This is a genomic window from Pseudomonas sp. NY15437 (genome assembly GCF_048068435.1).
GTDB classification, from domain to species: domain Bacteria; phylum Pseudomonadota; class Gammaproteobacteria; order Pseudomonadales; family Pseudomonadaceae; genus Pseudomonas; species Pseudomonas nitroreducens_B.
In genome coordinates, this window is sequence record NZ_JBLUQC010000006.1 from 220,697 (window position 1) to 239,059 (window position 18,363).

15 protein-coding genes are annotated in these 18,363 nt (G+C 67.8%); 4 read left to right on the forward strand and 11 right to left on the reverse strand.

Annotated features, from left to right (window positions below; genetic code table 11):
• Window positions 1-205: 205 nt before the first annotated feature.
• From ACNFIA_RS15990 to ACNFIA_RS16005, 4 genes are all read right to left on the reverse strand, one after another.
• The gene (locus ACNFIA_RS15990; RefSeq protein WP_416786478.1) at window positions 206-3,292 is read right to left on the reverse strand and encodes an error-prone DNA polymerase; all 3,087 of its coding nucleotides are present in this window, start codon (window positions 3,290-3,292) and stop codon (window positions 206-208) included.
• On the reverse strand, window positions 3,289-4,698 hold the full coding sequence (locus ACNFIA_RS15995) for a Y-family DNA polymerase (protein WP_416786481.1): 1,410 nt from the start codon (window positions 4,696-4,698) through the stop codon (window positions 3,289-3,291). The genes ACNFIA_RS15990 and ACNFIA_RS15995 overlap by 4 nt, the downstream gene beginning before the upstream one ends.
• A 7-nt stretch (window positions 4,699-4,705) precedes the next feature.
• Complete coding sequence (imuA, locus tag ACNFIA_RS16000; RefSeq protein ID WP_416786484.1) at window positions 4,706-5,320, reverse strand: translesion DNA synthesis-associated protein ImuA; 615 nt, start codon at window positions 5,318-5,320, stop codon at window positions 4,706-4,708.
• Between the two features lie 426 nt (window positions 5,321-5,746).
• On the reverse strand, window positions 5,747-6,949 hold the full coding sequence (locus tag ACNFIA_RS16005) for an NAD(P)/FAD-dependent oxidoreductase (protein WP_416786487.1): 1,203 nt from the start codon (window positions 6,947-6,949) through the stop codon (window positions 5,747-5,749).
• A gap of 321 nt (window positions 6,950-7,270) precedes the next feature.
• On the opposite strand from ACNFIA_RS16005, the gene ACNFIA_RS16010 reads away from it, so the two are divergent.
• Entirely contained in the window at window positions 7,271-7,786 is a 516-nt protein-coding gene (locus ACNFIA_RS16010) for an RrF2 family transcriptional regulator (protein ID WP_416786488.1), read from the forward strand.
• Here the strand turns inward: ACNFIA_RS16010 and ACNFIA_RS16015 are convergent.
• Window positions 7,783-8,403, reverse strand: a complete 621-nt coding sequence (locus ACNFIA_RS16015; RefSeq protein ID WP_416786490.1) for a cell wall hydrolase — start codon at window positions 8,401-8,403, stop codon at window positions 7,783-7,785. The two genes, ACNFIA_RS16010 and ACNFIA_RS16015, sit on opposite strands and share 4 nt — an antisense overlap.
• A gap of 200 nt (window positions 8,404-8,603) precedes the next feature.
• Window positions 8,604-9,398 carry an alpha/beta fold hydrolase gene (locus ACNFIA_RS16020; protein ID WP_416786493.1) on the reverse strand — a complete coding sequence of 265 codons (795 nt, stop codon included), beginning with the start codon at window positions 9,396-9,398 and terminating at the stop codon, window positions 8,604-8,606.
• Between the two features lie 397 nt (window positions 9,399-9,795).
• Here ACNFIA_RS16020 and ACNFIA_RS16025 point away from each other — a divergent pair, with 397 nt between their 5' ends.
• The gene (locus ACNFIA_RS16025; RefSeq protein ID WP_259754573.1) at window positions 9,796-10,500 is read left to right on the forward strand and encodes an MgtC/SapB family protein; all 705 of its coding nucleotides are present in this window, start codon (window positions 9,796-9,798) and stop codon (window positions 10,498-10,500) included.
• 371 nt (window positions 10,501-10,871) lie between these two features.
• Here ACNFIA_RS16025 and ACNFIA_RS16030 read toward each other — a convergent pair whose 3' ends face one another.
• The 3 genes from ACNFIA_RS16030 to ACNFIA_RS16040 form a co-directional block, all read right to left on the reverse strand.
• Entirely contained in the window at window positions 10,872-11,957 is a 1,086-nt protein-coding gene (locus tag ACNFIA_RS16030) for an MBL fold metallo-hydrolase (RefSeq protein WP_416786496.1), read from the reverse strand.
• Between the two features lie 442 nt (window positions 11,958-12,399).
• Window positions 12,400-13,530: a class C beta-lactamase gene (gene ampC / locus ACNFIA_RS16035; RefSeq protein WP_416786499.1), complete on the reverse strand. Its 1,131-nt coding sequence runs from the start codon at window positions 13,528-13,530 to the stop codon at window positions 12,400-12,402.
• A gap of 93 nt (window positions 13,531-13,623) precedes the next feature.
• The gene (locus ACNFIA_RS16040; RefSeq protein WP_259754575.1) at window positions 13,624-14,064 is read right to left on the reverse strand and encodes a hypothetical protein; all 441 of its coding nucleotides are present in this window, start codon (window positions 14,062-14,064) and stop codon (window positions 13,624-13,626) included.
• A 202-nt stretch (window positions 14,065-14,266) separates the two neighbouring features.
• Between ACNFIA_RS16040 and ACNFIA_RS16045 the strand changes: the two genes are divergently transcribed.
• Complete coding sequence (locus ACNFIA_RS16045) at window positions 14,267-15,310, forward strand: RNA methyltransferase (RefSeq protein ID WP_416786502.1); 1,044 nt, start codon at window positions 14,267-14,269, stop codon at window positions 15,308-15,310.
• Between the two features lie 4 nt (window positions 15,311-15,314).
• On the opposite strand, the gene ACNFIA_RS16050 is transcribed toward ACNFIA_RS16045, so the two are convergent.
• Window positions 15,315-15,563: an MAPEG family protein gene (locus tag ACNFIA_RS16050; RefSeq protein ID WP_416786505.1), complete on the reverse strand. Its 249-nt coding sequence runs from the start codon at window positions 15,561-15,563 to the stop codon at window positions 15,315-15,317.
• Window positions 15,564-15,870: 307 nt separating this feature from the next.
• Between ACNFIA_RS16050 and ACNFIA_RS16055 the strand changes: the two genes are divergently transcribed.
• Window positions 15,871-16,752 carry a helix-turn-helix domain-containing protein gene (locus ACNFIA_RS16055; RefSeq protein WP_416786507.1) on the forward strand — a complete coding sequence of 294 codons (882 nt, stop codon included), beginning with the start codon at window positions 15,871-15,873 and terminating at the stop codon, window positions 16,750-16,752.
• 301 nt (window positions 16,753-17,053) lie between these two features.
• On the opposite strand, the gene ACNFIA_RS16060 is transcribed toward ACNFIA_RS16055, so the two are convergent.
• Window positions 17,054-18,349, reverse strand: coding sequence for an NAD(P)/FAD-dependent oxidoreductase (locus ACNFIA_RS16060; protein ID WP_416786510.1), 1,296 nt, complete (start codon window positions 18,347-18,349; stop codon window positions 17,054-17,056).
• Between the last annotated feature and the right edge of the window lie 14 nt (window positions 18,350-18,363).

Genomic DNA, 18,363 nt, shown 5'->3' on the forward strand with positions numbered 1-18,363 from the left:
CCTAGGTTCGAGCATCACGAGGGTGGCATGAAAGGCGAATAACGCCCAAGACGTTATCCGCCGGCACCGCCACATAACCCGTTCCGGGTTGTGCGCCCTGCCTGGCGGGTTCGCGAGCAAGCTCGCTCCTACAGGTTCAGGTTCTGCCCGTACGCTTTTCGTAGGAGCGAGCTTGCTCGCGAACCGCTGGGGGGCAAAGGGCACATCAGCGGAAATCCCGGCTCCGCACATCCAGCCCTTCCAGCAATTCGCTCAGGTCCGTCAGCCGGCCGGCGATGACGTGGCGCACGCCGTCCTTGGCTTCCAGGGGGCCGTCCACCTGCATCAGGCGGGCGCTGAGGAAGGGGCGGCGCTGGTGTTCGGCGAGGTCGCGCCAGACGATCACGTTGATCATGCCGAACTCGTCTTCCAGGGTGACGAAGGTCACGCCGCTGGCCGTGCCGGGGCGCTGGCGGCCGACCACCAGGCCGGCGACGCGCACCGGGCGGTCGGCTTCCAGCTTCAGCAGGTCGCGCGAGCTGCGGCAGCGGCGGGCCTTCAGGGCGCCGCGCAGCAGGGTCAGGGGGTGCGGGCCGAGGGTGGTGCCGAGGGTCGCGTAGTCGGTGAACAGGTCTTCGCCGCGGCTGGGCAGCGGCAGGCTGACCGGCGCTTCCTCGGTGACTTGCCTGGCGAACAGCGGCAGCTGCGGCTCGACCCCGGCAATCGCCCAGCGCGCCTTGTGCCGGTGGCCGGCGAGGCCGCGCAGGGCGCCGGCGTCGGCCAGCTGTTCGCGGGCGCGTGCATCGAGGCGGGCGCGCAGGCAGAGGTCGGCGACGTCGGCGAAGGCGCGTTGCTCACGCGCCTGGGCCACGGCATGGGCGGCCTCTTCGCGCAGCCCGCGCACCATGCGCAGGCCCAGGCGGATCGCCGGCTGGCGCTCGGCCATGGGCTCCAGGGTGCAGTCCCAGTGGCTGTGGCGCACGTCCACCGGGCGGATTTCCAGGCCATGGCGGCGGGCGTCCTGCAGCAACTGGTCGGGGCTGTAGAAACCCATGGGCCAGCTGTTGATCAGCGCGCAGGTGAAGGCGGCTGGCTCGTGGCACTTCAGCCAGCAGCTGGCGTAGGTGAGCAGGGCGAAACTGGCGGCATGGGATTCGGGGAAGCCGTAGCTGCCGAAGCCTTCTATCTGTTTGAAGATGCGCTCGGCGAAATCTTGGGTGTAGCCGTTCTTCAACATGCCTTGGAAAAGACGCTGCCGGTGCGGCTCCAGACCGCCATGACGCTTCCACGCGGCCATGCACCGACGCAAGTGGTCCGCTTCGCCCTGGGTATAGTCGGCGGCAATGACGGCCACTTCCATTACCTGCTCCTGAAACAGTGGAACACCCAAGGTACGTCTGAAGACCTTTTCCAAGGCTTTGGACGGATAGGTAACGGGCTCTTCCTTGTTACGTCGACGCAGGTAAGGGTGCACCATATCGCCCTGAATCGGGCCCGGGCGGACGATTGCGACTTCGATGACCAGGTCATAAAACGTTTCGGGTTTAAGACGGGGCAGCATGGCCATTTGTGCGCGGGACTCGATCTGGAACACGCCGACGGTGTCGGCACGGCTGATCATTTCGTAGGTTTTCGGGCACTCCTGCGGCAGGGTAGCGAGTGTCCAACGCTGACCACGATAACGTTCGATCAGGTCGAAACAGCGACGTAGGGCGCTGAGCATCCCCAAAGCGAGCACGTCGACTTTGAGAAGGCGGACTGCGTCAAGATCATCCTTGTCCCATTGGATCAAGGTGCGTTCGGGCATCGCCGCATTTTCCACCGGCACCAGGGTTTCCAATGGCTGCTGGGAAATCACGAAGCCTCCTGGGTGTTGTGACAGGTGGCGGGGAAAGCCAACCAATTGTTCCGTCAACGCGAGGACACGACGAAGCACTGGACTGTCCGGATCGAAGCCGGACTCGATCAGACGGTCGCGTGGCGGACCTTTGCGGCTCCAATGTCCGCAACAGTCGGCCAGCGCGCCGACCTGGTCAGGCGGCAGACCCAATGCCTTTGCCACGTCGCGCACAGCTCCGGCGCCCCGATAGGTACTGACGACTGCCGTAAGCGCAGCACGCGTGCGGCCGTAGCGCTGGAACACATACTGGATGACTTCCTCACGGCGATCATGCTCGAAATCGACGTCGATATCCGGCGGTTCTTTGCGTTCGCGGGAAATGAAGCGACCGAACAGCAGATTGATGTGTGTCGGGTCGAGTTCGGTAATCCCCAGCGTGAAGCACACTGCGGAGTTGGCGGCTGAGCCACGTCCTTGACAGAGGATATGTTGCGAGCGGGCAAACCGGACGATGTCATGGACCGTGAGGAAATAGCTTTCGTATTCCAGTTCGATGATCAGCCGTAGTTCCTTGCGGATGCGTTTGATGACCTTTTTTCTCGCCCCAGCAGGCCAACGCTCGTGAATACCTTTTTGCGTCAGGGCGCAAAGCCAACTGGCCGGCGTATGCCCTTCGGGCACCAGCTCGCGTGGGTACTGGTACTTCAGATCGCTCAGGTCGAAGGTGCAGCGCCTGGCGATCTCCAGCGTTTCCGCCAGCAGCTCGGCGGGGTAGATCGACGCCAGCGCCTCCCACGGGCGCAGGTGGCGCTCGCCGTTGGGGTAGAGGTATTGCCCGGCCTCGTGCACCGGCAGGTGCTGGCGGATGGCGGTCATGCAGTCCTGCAGGGCGCGGCGGCCCCGCACATGCATGTGCACGTCGCCGCAGGCCACGGCGGGGATGCCCAGGCGCGCGGCCTGTTCCTGCAAGCGATGCAGCTTGCAGGCGTCGTCCGGGCCCTTGTGCAGTTCGATGCCCAGCCACAGGCGCTTGGGGAACAGCCCGCGCAGCCAGAGGCCGTCGTCGTCCTGGTCGCCCCGAGGCAGCCAGATTGCCAGCAGGTGCTCGAGGTTGCCGTCGAAGTCCTCGCGCACCAGGCGGTAGCTGCCTTTCTCGGCGCGGCGCCGGGCGTGGGTGAGCAGGCGGCAGAGATTCTCGTAGCCGGCCAGGTTCTCCGCCAGCAGCACCAGCTTCGGGCCGTGCTCGATGCTCAGCTCGCTGCCGGTGATCAGCGGGATTTCCGTCTCCTTCGAGGCCTGCCAGGCGCGGACGATACCGGCCAGGCTGCATTCGTCGGTGATCGCCAGCGCGCGGTAGCCGAGCTTCTTCGCCCGCTCGAACAGCTCGGCGGCACTGGAGGCGCCACGCTGGAAGCTGAAGTTGGACAGGCAGTGCAGCTCGGCGTAGCTGATGCCTTCGGCCGGCGCGCTCATGCGAACCAGCCGTGCAGCAGCAGGGGGCCGTCCTCGCCCACCGGGCGGAACACCCAGGCGCGCTGGCCGCTGCGGGTGCGCACCTGGTAGTAGTCGCGGCGGATGTCCTCGCCGTCCCACCAGCCGGACTCGATGCGCTCGGGGCCGGCCAGCAGGGTCGGGGCGAATTCGCGCAGCGGTTGGGGTTCGGCCAGCAGCCAGCCGGGGCGCGGGGCTTCGGTGACGGGCAGCAGCGGGGCGGAACTGCCTTGCCAGGCGCGCTCCGGGCGATGGTCGGCGCGGCCACCGAGGCTGTGCACGGCGTCGTCGCCCAGCCGCGCGCGCAGGCGTTCGCGTAGTTGTTCCCAGGGCTGCGACTGCTGCGGGCGGTCGTCGAACAGCTCGCGGTGCTGCGGCACGAAGGGCGGCAGGTCATCGGCCAGCAGCCGCACGCTGTGCACCGGCGCGCGCAATTGCAGTTGCTCCAGGCGGCCACGGGTCAGCTCGAAAAGCATCCCCGCCTCGCGTTCGGCGCTGAGCAGGCCGACCGGCATCGGCGTGTCGCTGCCTTCGTGGTGCTCCAGATAGAGGACGAACCGCTGCACGCCGCTGTCGCGCCCGGCGAGAAAGGCGGCGAGGTCGGCGGTCAGGCGGCGCAGGGGGAACAGCAGCGCCTGGGTGGATTCCACGTCGAAGTTCAGCTCGATGCGCGACTCGAAGCGATCCGGCGGCCGGTAGAACTCCAGGGCCAGCGGGCGCTGGCCGAGCAGGGTGTCGACCTGCCGCAATACCTGCGGCGGGAAGCGTCGGGCCAGGCTCTCGCGCGGGAGGGCGAGCAGTTGCTGCAGGCTGCGCAGGCCCATGCGGCCCAGCGAGGTGGCAGCGTCGCGCTCCAGGCCCAGACGCTCCAGTGGCATCCTGCCCAGGTACTGGCGCAACTGCTGGTTGTCGTGGATCGCCAGGCCGTCATGACCGTTGGCGAGGATGCGCGCGGCGGCCGGATTGGGCGCGGCGGTGATGCGGTGACGGAAGCCCAGCCCGTTCAATTCCTCACGCAGGCGCGCCTCGAAACGCGGCCAGGGACCGAACAATTGCAGGCTGGACTGCACCTCCAGCAGCAGCGCACGCGGGTAGTGCTGGCTGACCTGCGAGCTGAAGCCATAGGCCCAGGCGGCCAGCAGGTTCTGCCAGCGCTGCACCTCGCGCAGGTCGTACTCGGCGGTGGCGAAATCGCGGCTCAGTGCCTGGGCGGCGGTGAGCGACTGGCCGGGCTTGAGCCCCAGCGCCCGCGCGGCCGGGCTCACCGCCTGCAGCACGCGGCGCTGGGGCGGCCCGGCGAGCAGCGCCAGGGCGGCGTCCGGATCGGCGCGGCCGCGCAGCACGCCGTCCATCGCCAGCTGCGGCAGGAGAATGCAGGCCCAGAGCATGCCGACCTCAGTGCCAGGGCAGCGGGATGGGCCGCGCCGGCGCCAGGCCGCCGCGGCACTTGAGCACGCGCAGCTGCGCCGGGTTGGCGTCCAGCGCCAGGCGCAGCGCGGCGGGTGACGGGTTGAGCGCTTCACGCTGCGAGCGGTAGGCGATGGCCAGCGTCTGCCCGGTTTCGGCGGCCACCTGCAGGCGGCGCAGGGCGCGGTCGTCGGCCTGCTGCGGCCAGCACAGCACGGCGCCGCAGCTACCCGAGCGCAGGCACTGCTCGGCGGCCCAGAGCGCATCGCGCCCTTGGGCACGCACGATGGCGAGCTGCTCCAGCGCGACGCCAGCGGCCTGCCAGGCGGCCGGGTAGGGAATGTGAGGCGGTGCGACCAGCACGATGCGCTCGCCCGCCGCGCTGAGTCGCGCCAGGGTTGGCCAGACCAGTTGCAGTTCGCCGGTGCCTTCGGCGGCCAGGAGGATTTCGCTGAGCGCGGCTTCCGGCCAGCCGCCGGTCGGAAGGGCGGCGTCCAGCGTGGCATGGCCGGTGGGCTGCTGGCTCGGCGGCAGGCCTTGCGGCTGGCCCTTCCATACCTGGCGCTGGTGGAACAGGGTGTCGAGCGCGACCACGCTACCCATCACGACCTCCCGCCCGCCGCGCGGCGACGGTCATGCACCCGGCGCGAGGGCCGGGGAAGGGAGATGGGATGGCGGGACATGGGATTGCTCGAAATAACTGTATGGATATACAGTTTATCCGGTGGCGTGGAGCCGTCAATGGCGGTTGGTCTGACGACCGTCGGGCTCACTGTCGGAGCGGGCCATGCCCGCGAACCGCCGGCGAGGGCGGCGTTTCGGGCAGGTTCGCGAGCAAGCTCGCTCCTACAATGTGGCGGGGACCTCGGTATTGCCGGGTGGGATCGGAATACGCCGCGATAGTGATCGCGGGCATGGCCCGCTCCTACATGCAGGTTGTAGGAGCGAGCTTGCTCGCGAACCCGGCCAGCCTGGGGAGCCCGTGAAAACACCCGCCATCGCGTGCGATGCCGGGCATGGCTCGATGTATCACGCCACGACTGGAATCATCGGGTCAGCCGCCGCCAGCGCAGTGGCGCGGTCGGCCGCCGGCGGGTAGATCCACACGGTGTTGATCTCCGTCTTGATCTTCTTGCCTTCCTCCCGCAGGAAGCGCACCTGGCGATCCCAGCCTTCGGTGTACAGCGCGCCCCAGGCGCCCAGGTCCAGGCAGGTCACGTACTTGGGCTGGCTGTAGGGGATCGGCGCCACGCCGAGCAGGTCGGCGGCGGCGTTGTTGCCGGCCGAGCGGCCCAGGGAGATGGCGTGCTGGCAGGTCATCAGGGCGTGGTTGCCGGCCTCGTCCACGGCGGCATAGGCGACGTCACCGGTGGCGTACACCGCGTCCTGGCCGATCACCTGGAGGTTGCGGTCCACGTGCAGGCGGCCCTGGCGGTCGCGCTCGGCGGCCACCTGTTCGGTCAGCGCGCTGGCGCGCACGCCGGCGGTCCAGATCACCGTTTTCGCCTCGATGCGCTCGCCGCTGGAAAGGGTCACGCCGTTTTCGTCGATGGCTTCCACCGAGGCCTTCAGGCGCCATTCCACGCCCACTTCGGCCGAGGCTTCTTCGACCACGGACTGCGAAGTGGCGCCCAGCGCGCTGCCGATCTCGGCGCCGCGATCGACCACGATCACCCGCACCTCGGCCTGCGCGCCCAGCACGTCGCGCAGGCGGGCCGGCATCTCGGTGGCGGTCTCGATGCCGGTGAAGCCGCCGCCGGCGACGATCACGGTGTTGCGCGCGGCCGATTCCGGCAACTGCTGCAGCGAACGCAGATGGGTTTCCAGGCGCATCGCCTGGTCGATGTCGTCCACGTCGAAGGCGTGTTCGATGCCCGGCAGGGCGGGGCGGGCGACCTTGCTGCCGCTGGCCAGGATCAGGCGATCGAAGCCCAGGGTAGCGGTCTCGCCGCGGGCGTTGCGGTAATCCAGCTGGCGCCCATCGACGTCGATCTGCTCGGCGCTGCCCTGGATGAAGGTCACGCCCACGGCGCCGAACAGCTCGCCCAGCGGTGCGGCCATCCGGTGCACGTCGGGTTCGTAGAAGCGCGGGCGGATGCGCAGCTCGGCCTGGGGCGCGAGCACCGCGACCTCGATGTCGTCACGCTGGTGCAGGTCGAGCAGGCGCGCCGCGCTCAGGGCGCTCCACATGCCCGCGAAGCCGCTGCCGACGATCAGGATGCGTTGTTTCATGGTGGTCTCCGACGAAAAGTGTGAATCCAGGGTGGGGTTCCCGAGTGCCTGACATCGGAGCGGTTCGCTTCCCGGCTCGTCTCGAGTAACTACGACTATATTGGTCGTAGTTATGCGGCGCAACCGATTTTTCTCGCAAACTCCGACTGCTCGTCGCCGTCGCCTGAGCAAAGGCCCCTGACGCCTGTCGATTTGGCAAACGCGCAAATGCCCTGAGCTTCACGGTTGGCGGGTGACAGCCCGTCTGACGGCATGCTTTAGTGCTTATCGGACGCCCGCCGTGGCGCGATAATAGTGCGACTGATTTAGTCGGAGTTTTTGATGGCTTTATACAGCGCGGGCGTGGAGTATGGGATTCACTGCCTGCTCTTCCTGACGGACGAGAAAGGCGACAGCCGCGACTCCAGCGTGCGTGCGCTGGCCGAGTTGCAGGGCGTGCCGCAGGAACTGCTGGCGAAGGTGTTCACCAAGCTGGCGAAGGCCGGATTGGTGGCGGCCACCGAAGGCGTGCGTGGCGGCTTCCGCCTGGCGCGGCCGGCGGACGAGATCAGCGTGCTGGACATCGTCAAGGCCATCGATGGCGACAAGCTGATCTTCGAATGCCGTGACATCCGTGGCCGCTGCGCCGTGTTCGACGGCTCGCCGCCGGAATGGGCGACCTGCGGCACCTGCTCGGTCCACGCGGTCATGCTGACCGCGCAGAAGCGCATGGAAGAGGCCCTGGCGCAACACACCGTGCTCGACCTGGCGCGCCGCGTCGGGCGCAAGGCGCCGCCGGAATTCGGCGAAGCCCTCGTGCGCTGGATGGACTCCCAGCGCGACGGCTCCGCCAGCTAGCGCGCATCGCCGCCGCGCGGCTTGTAGAAGACGAACTCGTCGGTCTCGGCCGTGCGGATATAGGTCTTCGCCCAACCGGGCGAGGCGTGGCGGTCGTGGAAGTACATGGCGCCGCGGGTGCGGTCGGTCAGCTGCTGATTCAGCGCGCGACGGGCGATTTCCTTGGCGAGGTCATAGCGGTTCTTTTCTTCCACCTGGTCGGAGCGCCCATCGCACCACCAGGAGAACTGGCAATGCTTCTGCGCCTGGCCCTGCTTGACCACACCGCACACGGTGTCGGGGAAGCCGTTGTGGCCGGTGCGGTTGAGCACCACGTTGGCCACCGCTTCCATGTCCGCCTTGCCGCCGCCCTTGGCTTCCCAGTAGATGGTCCGGGACAGGCAGGTGAGGGCGTCGTCCAGCGGCGCCTTGCCGGCCGGGTCCAGCGCCTTGACTTCGGCTTTGCTGATGGGCGCCAGGCTGGTCACCGCCGTGGCCGGATGGGCGACCTGTTGCTCCAGCGCTTCGGCCTTGGTCACCGCGGCCTGGGCTTTCTCGTCGGAAGAGGAGCCGAGGCTGGCGGCGAGGGAGGCGGGTGTCCACACGATGAGCAACAACAGCGGAACAAGGCGGCACATGTTCGAACCTACCTGCGCACAAAGAAGCATCCGGCCGTTGCGCGGGTTCCCCGTGGAGTCATCGCAACGGCGCCCTTGAGGCCCACTCCCGTCACCGAATGTCGGGAGGCGACTGGGCCTGTTGTCAGTGACCGTGCCGCGCGCCCTTTGATTCAACTTTCCAGCCAGACGGCAACCCCGCAGCCGGCAGCGGACGGGGCCTAGGGCAGATAGTGCTGGAGGAACTCGGTCACCGCCTGGAGCACCGCTGGCTGTTGCTCGCGGTGCGGGACGTGACCGCAATCGGGCAGCAGGCGCAGCTGGCTGGGGACGCCGGGCACAGCGGTGAGGCGCTCGGGGTGCGCCGCTGAGCCGTACTCGTCCTGCTCGCCATGCAGGCTGAGGATCGGGCAGCGTACCTGCGCCAATTCGGCGTCCAGGTTCCAGTCGCTGAAGTCGTCCGACAACCAGGTATCGACCCACGCCCGCAGCACCCAGAAGGCCTTGTCGCCGTGGTACTTCCGCAGGCGCTCCAGCTGGCCCTCGCGGGCGAACTCCAATTCCGCCGCGCGGATGCCGTCGCGGGTCCGGTGCTCGACGAATGCCTGCGCGGACTCGGTGATCAGCACCGCGCAGGCCTGCCCATGCTGCGCCGCGCAGGCCACGGCCATGGCGCCGCCGACGCTGTGGCCGAACACCACGCAGCGCTCGAAGCCGAAATGCTGTCGCAGCAGGGGGAAGAAGCGCCGCGCCTCGTCGTCGATGAAATCCAGCGGCAGGGTGCCGGGGTAGCGCTCGGAGCGGCCGAAGCCCAGCCGGTCGTACGCGATCACCTGGCGGCCGGTGGCGTGCGCCAGGTGCTCCGGGAAATCGCGCCACAAGGTCACGCAGCCCAGCGAGTCATGCAGCAGCAGGATCGGCTCGCCCTGCGCGCCGGCAGGTGTCCAGTCCTGGGCGAACAGCTGGCCCTGGTCGCTGCCGATCCAGTGTTCTCGGGTGCTGATGGCAGACGGCATGCGGCTCTCCAGTGCGAGGTGGCGGGCGGGTCATGGTAGGGCCGATGGTGTCCTAAGAAAACCTTAAGCCAGCCGGGGGATGATGACGACTCGCGGCCGGAGCTGTCCCGGGCAGTGCTCACACCGGGTCCGGTCGCTTTTTTTTGAATCTGAAGAGGAGTCCTGCCTTGGACACTTGCCCTGGTCGATTGCGACAGGTCTGAACAGCGAGCCGTCCGGCAGAACCCTGCCCCTGTCTCGCTGCGTTGCGGACAGTGGCGAGACGCATCCTTGCGGATGACGTTTCACACATCCCCTGCGGGGCCACCCGGCCCTTCGCTCCCTCGCGATCCATCCCCCGAATGCGCGCCGTCCGGCCGGCGCATGGAGCGGCCAAGCGCCGCGAACGAGGTGGAACATGGATTGGAAAATCTTCCTGCTGCGGGTCGCCGCGGCACTCCTGCTGGGCGCCCTGATCGGCGCCGAACGCCAACTGCGCCAGCGCCTCACCGGCCTGCGCACCAACGCGCTGGTCAGCACCGGCGCCTGCCTGTTCGTGCTGATGACCCAGGCCATGCCGGGACTCTCGGCGGATGCCCCGCGCATCGCCGCCTACGTGGTCTCGGGGATCGGCTTCCTGGGTGGCGGCGTGATCATGCGCGACGGCCTGAACGTGCGCGGTCTGAATACTGCCGCCACGCTCTGGTGCACGGCCGCCATCGGTGTGCTGTGCAGCATGGGGCTGCTGCTGGAGGCCGCGCTGGGCAGTGTGGTGGTGCTCTGCGCCAACATCCTGCTGCGCGACATCGCCCAGCGCATCAATCACCAGGACGTGGTGCCGGCCAGCGAGGCGGAGCAGCGTTACGGCGTCGCCATCGTTTGCCGCGCCGAGGATGAAATCCAGGTACGCAGCCTGATGTTGCACAGCCTGGACAGCAGCGAACTGCGCCTGCAATCGCTGCACAGCGAAGACCAGGCCAACCCGGCGAAACTGGAGGTGCGCGCCGAACTGCTCGGTGGCCACGGCGCTGCCGGGCAACTGGAGCGCATGGTCAGCCGCATCAGCCTGGAGAAGGGTGTCAGCTCGGTGCGCTGGCAGTTGTTCGAGCTGGCCAGCGATTGAAACCGAGTTGCGCCAATGGGCTTTTCGTAGGAGCGAGCTTGCTCGCGAACCCTTGGCTCTGGAGCTGGGCTGTTCGCGAGCAAGCTCGCTCCTACGCTGATGGTTTCGTGGTGCAATCTCGCGTAGTAGTGACTGTCTTCTCTCTGGCAAGTTTGTGCCGACGTTCTCCCCCTCACCCCAGCCCTCTCCCAGAGGGAGAGGGAGCAGATTGTGCCGGCTGACGCTGCAGTTTCATCCTGCACCGAAGGGTCTCTCTCCCTCTGAGCGGGGCGCGCAGCCAGGGTTGGGGTGGGCCCGAGCGCTGGGGTATCACTGTAGGAGCGGACTGTCCGCGATGGCCTCCGTCCGCTTTGACCTCGCCTCTTGCAGCCTCAGCTCTCGCGGGCGGTGCGGCAGCCGCAGCGAGGCGCCGGTGCGCGTGCTTCCTCGGCGACCACGCCGCGCCACCAGCGCTCGCCCGGGTGCGGCGCCTGGATATCGATGCGCTCGCCCATCATCGGCGTGGTAACGCTGAGCCCGCGCTCGGCGGCGATGGCCAGCACGCGCTCGAACGGCTCGTACCAGGCATGCATGGCCAGGTCGAAGGTGCCGTTGTGAATCGGCAGCAGCCAGCGGCCGTTGAGGTCCTGGTGCGCCTGCACGGTCTGTTGCGGGTGCATGTGCACGTAGGGCCAGTGTTCGTTGTAGGCGCCGGTTTCCATCAGCGTCAGGTCGAAGTGGCCGAAGCGCCGGCCAATCTCGGCGAAACCGTCGAAGTAGCCGGTGTCGCCGCTGAAGAAGAGGCGCAGGCTATCGTCCTCGATCACCCAGGAGCACCACAGGGTGCGGTTGCCGTCGCGCACGCCGCGGCCGGAGAAATGCTGCGCCGGCGTGGCGGTCAGGCACAGGCCGTCCACCGTGGTGCTCTGCCACCAGTCCAGCTGGCGGATCTTCTCCGCCGGCACGCCCCAGTCGAGCAGGCGGTCGCCCACGCCCAGCGGGGTGAGGAAGACGTCCGCGCGCTCGGCAAGCACGGCGATAGTGGCGCGGTCGAGGTGGTCGTAATGGTCATGGGAGAGGATCACGCCGCGGATCGGCGGCAAGTCCTGCAGGGCAATCGGCGGCGCGTGGAAGCGCTTGGGGCCGGCGAAGGAAAACGGCGAGGCGCGTTCGGAGAACACCGGGTCGGTCAGCCACCAGCCGCCGCGCAGCTTGAGCAACAGGGTGGAATGGCCGAGGCGGTAGAGGCTGTGGTCGGGGGCCCGTTGCAGCTCGTCAGGGCTCAGCGCGCGCACCGGCACCGGGGCTCGTGGCACCGTATTGCGCGGCTTGTTGAACAGCAGGTCCCAGAGCACGCCGGCGCCCGGCTCCGGCATGTCGGCGGGGCGCGCCTTGAGGTTGCGGAATCGGCCGGCGATGTACTGCGGGGAATGGCTGTAGTCGTCGATGGGCGCGCGTTGCAGTGGGAGGCGGGGCAAGGCACTGATCCTCGGGTGGCGGAATGCGTCAGGGGACCACGCTACAGGTTCGCCCGCCAGCGGGCATTACCGGCATTTTGATTCAGAACATCACCGATATCGATGGAGGCGACCGGCGGGCGCGGACTGTGTCCGCGGATCGCGGGCATGGCCTGCTCCTACAGGGGCGCGGAGGTTGCCTGTAGGAGCGAGCCACGCTCGCGACCAACCCTTGCGCCGAACCTTACCCATGAGCGTAGGAGCGGACTCCGTCCGCGAGGGTTTCCCGCGGCTTCGGTATCAGCGGTGGGCGCGGACTGTGTCCGCGGATCGCGGGCATGGCCCGCTCCTACAGGGGCGCGGAGGTTGGCCTGTAGGAGCGAGCCACGCTCGCGACCGTCCTGCGCCGGGACAGACGGTTCGCGAGCAAGCTCGCTCCTACAGAAAGATGATGAGCAAACGCTCAGTCGAGCTTCGAGAGGATGTCCCAGGCCAGCTTGACCCGTACCTCGTTGGGGTAGTTGCGGTTGGCGAGGATGACGATGCCGCGCTGCTTCGACGGGATGAAGGCCACGTACGTGCCAAAGCCGCCGGTGGCGCCGGTCTTGTTCACCCAGACCGCCTGCTGCGGCGGCAGTGGCTTGCGCAGCGCGGTCACCGGCTGGGTGTCCAGCATGCTGCTGCCGTTGTACTGCTGCAGCTCTGCCAGCGTGGGCGGATAGGCGTACTGCTCCCAGACCAGGTCCTGGGTCATCGGGCCGACCTGGTAGTACCCGGTGCGGGTGGCATCCACGGCTGCCCGCAGCTTGTCACCGAGCGTGACTTCGCCCAGCTGGATCTGCACGAAGCGCAGCAGGTCGCGGCTGCTGGACTTCACCCCATAGGCTTCGTCGGCGATCTGGTCGGGGTTGACCCGCACCGGAGCGTCGTCCTTGTCGTAGCCCTGGGCGTAGATGGCCTGACGCGTCACCGGCACGTCGATGTGGGTATTGCTCAGCCCCAGCGGGGCGAAGACGTTGCGTTGCATGGCCGTCTTGAACGGTACGTCGAGCGCGCGCGCGGTGGCGATGCCGAGCAGGGCGATGCTCGGGTTGGCGTAGCTGCGCTGGCTGCCGGCGGGGTACTGCGGCTGCCAGCCCTTGTAGTAGTCAGTGAGTTGCTGCGGGGTTTTCACTTCCTCGGGCAGTTGCAGCCCGAAGCCGCCGGCGGTGTGGGTAGCGAGCTGGATCAGCGTCACCTTGTCCAGGGCGCTGCCGCGCAGTTCCTTGAGGTAGCGTGTCGGGCTGTCCTGCAGCTTGAGCTTGCCGACGGCCTGGGCAAAGCCGGCGAGGGTAGCGGTGAAGGTCTTGCTGACCGAGCCGATCTCGAACAGCGTGTCGCTGCTCACCGGTTGCCTGCTCTGCTTCGATGCCACGCCGAAGTTGTAGAAACGCTGCTCGCCGCGGTCGGTCACGCCGATGGCGAGGCCGGCGATGCCGTTGTCACGCATCACCTGCTGGGCGAGCGTGTTCACCTTGGCGTCGAAGTCCGGCGGGGCGGCCTGGGCGAGGCTGGCGAACAGAAGCGGGAAGAGGAGTGGGGCGATCCGGTGCATGACGACGTCCTGGCAGTGCGATGGGCAGACCCTAGCATTGCCGCCGCATTCGCTCCAGCCGAAGGCGGGGCATTGCGCCCCGCCCGCAGGGCATCAACGGATGTTGTTGATATTGCCCTTGTTGCCGGTCACCTTGACGTCGACCTTCTTGAAGAAGAAGTAGTCCTGAACGGACACTTCATAGCGCGGCGCGACGATCAGGTCGGAGCCGGAGCTTTTCACGGCCTTGTAGGCTGCAGCAGCCTTGACCGAAGACACCGGATCGAATGCAGCCAGGCTCATGCCCGAGCCGCTTTCGGCGCCATAGGTCACGCCGTCGGCGAACTGGCTGTCGCCTCCGAACTTGATGAAGCCGAACAGGATGTTGACCTGCGACTGGCCGCTGATGGGGCCGCCGACGGCGACGTCGGCCTTCAGGTCAGTCTTCACCGCGCCCGCTACCGGGGCGATGGGCTGACTGACGTTGTAGCTGGTGCAGCCGCTGGCCAAGACGGTCGCCGAAACCAGTGCGGCGGCGCTCAGGAACTTCTTCATGCTTACTCCTTGTGTGCAATGTCCCGCACTTCCTGGTGAGGCGGGGCGGCGGCACTGTAGGGCGCAGGCTCGGGCGACTGAATAAGAAACATCTCAAAAATACCGCTGGGGCGGCTCTGGAATGAGCCTCTGCGCGTGTCGTTCGGGTACGCGACCGACAGCGCTACGCCCGGACCTGCGCTGGTGTTAGGATTCGCGCCCCATGCACATCCATGACCTTGACCAACGCCTCGCCGACCTTGGCGCGCTGCCCCTGCACCGCGCGCGGATGCTGCGTGCCTGGCTGCAGGGCAAGCCGCTGGATGCCGGCACCAGGCGCCAGGCCACCGAGGACTTCCTGCCGCTGAGCGTGCGCCAGGGCGTCGGGCCGCTCGCCGCCGAGCTGGATGCGCTGGCGACTCTCCATTCCCGTCATCCGGCGGGCGACCATTCCGAACGCCTGCTGGTGCGCCTGGCCGACGGGCAGATGGTGGAGAGTGTGCTGTTGCCACGCGGCGGCGTGTGCGTATCGACCCAGGTCGGTTGCGCCGTGGGCTGCCGCTTCTGCATGACCGGCAAGAGCGGCCTGCTGCGCCAGCTTTCCACCACCGAGATCGTCGCCCAGCTGGTGCTGGCGCGGCGCGTGCGGCCGGTGAAGAAGGTGGTGTTCATGGGCATGGGCGAGCCGGCGCACAACCTCGACAACGTGCTCGAGGCCATCGACCGCCTCGGCACCGACGGCGGCATCGGCCACAAGAACCTGGTGTTCTCCACCGTGGGCGACCCGCGCGTCTTCGAACGCCTGCCGCAGCAGCGGATCAAGCCGGCCCTGGCGCTGTCGCTGCACACCAGCAACGCCGCGCTGCGCGAGCACCTGTTGCCGCGCGCGCCGAAGCTTTCGCCCGAGGAACTGGTGGAGCAGGGCGAAGCCTATGCGCGCGCCACGGACTACCCCATCCAGTACCAGTGGACGCTGCTCAAGGGCATCAATGACAGCCAGGAAGAGCTCGACGGCATCCTGCGCCTGCTCAAGGGCAAGTTCGGCGTGCTCAACCTGATTCCCTTCAACGCGCTGGAGGGCGACCAGTACCAGCGGCCGGATGGCGAGCGGATCGTCGAGATCGTCCGCTACCTGCACAGCCGGGGTGTGCTGACCAAGGTGCGCAACAGCGCCGGGCAGGAAGTCGAGGGCGGCTGCGGGCAACTGCGGGCGCGGGCGGCCGGGCTGATCGCCACCACGCGACGGCGCGGCCCTTCGCTGCAGTAGCCGCTCAGGCAGCGGGCTTGCCAGCGAGCGCCAGCACAACCGCCGCCCACAATCCCAGCACGGCCAGGAAGTTGATGGTGAACACCAGCCCGCGCAGGCGGACGTTGCGGGTGAGTATCTGCACGCCGCTGTGCGCCACTCGGCCAGCGATGAACAACCAGGCGAGCCAGGAAGCGACGCTGAAGTTGAGCGAGTGCTGGGCAGGCGGCGAAGAAGAACAGCGGCCATTCGAACTGATTGGACAGGTTGGCACTGATGCGCGGCTCCACCTCCGCCCAGGGGTTGCTGCCATCGGCGCGCTGTCCGATGCCCCAGATCTTCGGTGCGCGCGCCACGGTAAGCAGCACGTAGAGGAAGGCGGCCCATGCCACCTGTGCGGCCATGGGCAGGATGAGCGGGTGCATGGAGGGTCCTTTGCGCCGGGAGTAGTGGGGCTGACTATAGGCGACGAACGGAGCCGTCGTCAGTAGCTCCAGGGCCGATGGCTGCTGTGTTTGGCTTGCGCCGGGAAAGCGCTGGTTGTTAGCCTTGCGCATCTGAAAAAACCAGCAGGGCTGGGTATGACGATCCGGGTTGTCGAAGCACAGGAAGTAGACCAGCAGCGCATAGCCATTCCTGGTTGGGAGCAGCAGTACACGCAGATGTCCGCCGGGCGGTTCGCCGGGCGCATCCTGCATGCGGAGGTCGAGGGCATCGAGCTCTACGAGGAGCAGATGAACCTGCGCGTGGAGCAGGAGTTCCACGCCCCGCCCGGTGCGCTGGTGTTCAGTTTCGACATGTCCGACAACGCCCTCTATCTGCTCGACGGGGACACCCGCAACGCCTGGGTCACGCCGGAGAACTACCGCGAGGTGGCGGTGGTGATCAAGGACGCGGCGAACTGGGGCCAACCCGCCGATACCTTTGCCGAACTGGTGCTCACGCCGCTGCGCTCGGGCCATTGCCAGTCGGTGGCGACTTCGCTGAGCAACCTGCTCGCCGGTGCGACCCGGGGCGACGATCCGATGGACGCGCCGGGTGTGGCGCAGAGCATCGTCTCCCATTGTTTCTCGCTGCTCTGCGAGGCGCCGCTGGAAGAAGAGCGCCGCGCGCGCTCCATCGTCCAGGCCAAGCGCGTGGTGCAGCGGGTCAAGGAAGTGGTCAACGACTGCCCCGACGAGCAGTTCGGCATGGGCGACCTGGCCGCGAAAGCGGGCGTCTCGCCGCGCACGCTGCAGCAGTCGTTCCTGCATTACGCGGGCATCCCGCCCATCGTCTGGTTGCGCAACCGTCGCCTGAATGCGGCGCGCCGCGACCTGCTGGCCGCCGCCGAGTCCGGGATGACCGTCGCCGAAGTGGCGATGAAGTGGTCGTTCTGGCACCTGGGGCGGTTTTCCCAGTCGTATTTCGCGCTGTTCGGGGAGTATCCCAAGACCACGGCAAAGCTGGGCGGGCGCGGCTGAGACGGGGCTGCGTTTTCTTTCGAAACGGTGCCGTGCGGTTCGCGAGCAAGCTCGCTCCTACGAAGAGCACCCGGCCTGACCTGTAGGAGCGAGCTTGCTCGCGAACCCGTCGGGTAATGGCTCGGCCGTTCGATTGTTGGGGAATGGCGCGGACGCTGTCCGCGGCTCGCGGGCATGGCCCGCTCCTACACTGGTCCCAGCGGCGGAGCAGGCGGTGAATCATCGCGGACGGAGACCGCTCCTACCTGACCGGCTGGCGTAGGAGCGGACTCCGTCCGCGATGCGTCTCCGGCAACGTCGCTCAGCCGATCAGCTCCCGCACCCGATACCACGCCATGCCCAGCGCCAGCAGCGGTGAGCGCAGCAGCTTGCCGCCGGGGAAGGTCAGGTGGGGCACGGCGCTGAACAGGTCCAGCCCCTTGCTTTCACCCTGGTGGATGGCCTCGGCGAGCAGCTTGGCCGACCAGTGCGTGACGTTCAGCCCGTGGCCGGAATAGCCCTGGGCGAAGTACACGTTCGGCTGGCTCTTGAGCCGCCCGACCTGCGGGAAGCGATTGGCGGTGATGCCGATCATGCCGCCCCACTGGTAGTCGAGCTTCACCTGTTCCAGCTGCGGGAACACCTTGAGCACCTTCGGCCGCATGTAGGCGCCGATGTCCTTCGGGTCGCGCCCGGAGTAGTGGCAGGCGCCGCCGAACAGCAGACGGCGGTCGGCCGTCAGGCGGTAGTAGTCCAGCCCCACCTTCTGGTCGCACAGCGCCATGTTCTGCGGGATCAGCTGCGCCGCCAGTTCCTCGGACAGCGGTTCGGTCGCCACCACGTAGCTGCCGGCCGGCAGGACCTTGCCGGTCAGCTTCGGCTCCAGCTCGTCCAGGTGCGCGTTGCAGCCGAGCACCAGGTTCTTCGCCAGCACGCGGCCCTGGGCGCAGTGCACGACAGCGGTCGAACCGTGCTCGATGCGCAGCACCGGGCTCTGTTCGAAGATCTGTGCGCCGAACGCTTGCGCCGCGCGCGCCTCGCCCTTGACCAGGTCCAGCGGGTGCAGGTGACCCGAGCCCATGTCGATGTGCCCGCCCGCGTAGCAGTCGCTGGCGACGACTTCGCGGATGCGCTCGGGCGGCACCAGGCGGGTTTCGTGGGGGTAGCCGGAACGGCTCAGCGACTCCTGCTCCTGGACCATCGCGGCATACTGCGCCGGGGTATTGGCCAGCTCGCAGAAGCCCCAGCGCAGGTCGCACTCGATAGCCAGTTCACGGATGCGCTCGGCGACCAGCGCCACCGAGTCCACACCCGCCTGCTCGAGGTAGCGCACGCCTTCCTCGCCGACGTACTTGGCGAAGCCGCTGACGTCGTGGCCGATGCCACGGATCAGTTGCCCGCCGTTGCGCCCGCTGGCGCCCCAGCCGATGCGCCGGGCCTCCAGCAGCACCACGGAGTGACCGCGGCGAGCCAGCTCCAGGGCGGCGTTCACGCCGGTGAAGCCGCCGCCGATGACGCAGACGTCCGCGCGCAGGTCCCCGCTCAGGGAGGGGTATTGCTGGCGGTCGCGGGCGGTCGCCGCGTAATAGGACGCGGCGTGCTCCTCGGTGTGTTTCATGGGTCGGTCTCGGC

Coding starts and splice junctions, on each gene's coding strand:
- ACNFIA_RS16045 (WP_416786502.1), top strand. CDS start 14,267: ATGCACATCCATGACCTTGACCAACGCCTCGCCGACCTTGGCGCGCTG.
- ACNFIA_RS16015 (WP_416786490.1), bottom strand. CDS start 8,403: ATGTGCCGCCTTGTTCCGCTGTTGTTGCTCATCGTGTGGACACCCGCC.
- ACNFIA_RS16010 (WP_416786488.1), top strand. CDS start 7,271: ATGGCTTTATACAGCGCGGGCGTGGAGTATGGGATTCACTGCCTGCTC.
- ACNFIA_RS16060 (WP_416786510.1), bottom strand. CDS start 18,349: ATGAAACACACCGAGGAGCACGCCGCGTCCTATTACGCGGCGACCGCC.
- ACNFIA_RS16040 (WP_259754575.1), bottom strand. CDS start 14,064: ATGAAGAAGTTCCTGAGCGCCGCCGCACTGGTTTCGGCGACCGTCTTG.
- ACNFIA_RS15990 (WP_416786478.1), bottom strand. CDS start 3,292: ATGAGCGCGCCGGCCGAAGGCATCAGCTACGCCGAGCTGCACTGCCTG.
- ACNFIA_RS16005 (WP_416786487.1), bottom strand. CDS start 6,949: ATGAAACAACGCATCCTGATCGTCGGCAGCGGCTTCGCGGGCATGTGG.
- ACNFIA_RS16020 (WP_416786493.1), bottom strand. CDS start 9,398: ATGCCGTCTGCCATCAGCACCCGAGAACACTGGATCGGCAGCGACCAG.
- imuA (WP_416786484.1), bottom strand. CDS start 5,320: ATGGGTAGCGTGGTCGCGCTCGACACCCTGTTCCACCAGCGCCAGGTA.
- ACNFIA_RS16055 (WP_416786507.1), top strand. CDS start 15,871: ATGACGATCCGGGTTGTCGAAGCACAGGAAGTAGACCAGCAGCGCATA.
- ACNFIA_RS15995 (WP_416786481.1), bottom strand. CDS start 4,698: ATGCTCTGGGCCTGCATTCTCCTGCCGCAGCTGGCGATGGACGGCGTG.
- ACNFIA_RS16025 (WP_259754573.1), top strand. CDS start 9,796: ATGGATTGGAAAATCTTCCTGCTGCGGGTCGCCGCGGCACTCCTGCTG.
- ampC (WP_416786499.1), bottom strand. CDS start 13,530: ATGCACCGGATCGCCCCACTCCTCTTCCCGCTTCTGTTCGCCAGCCTC.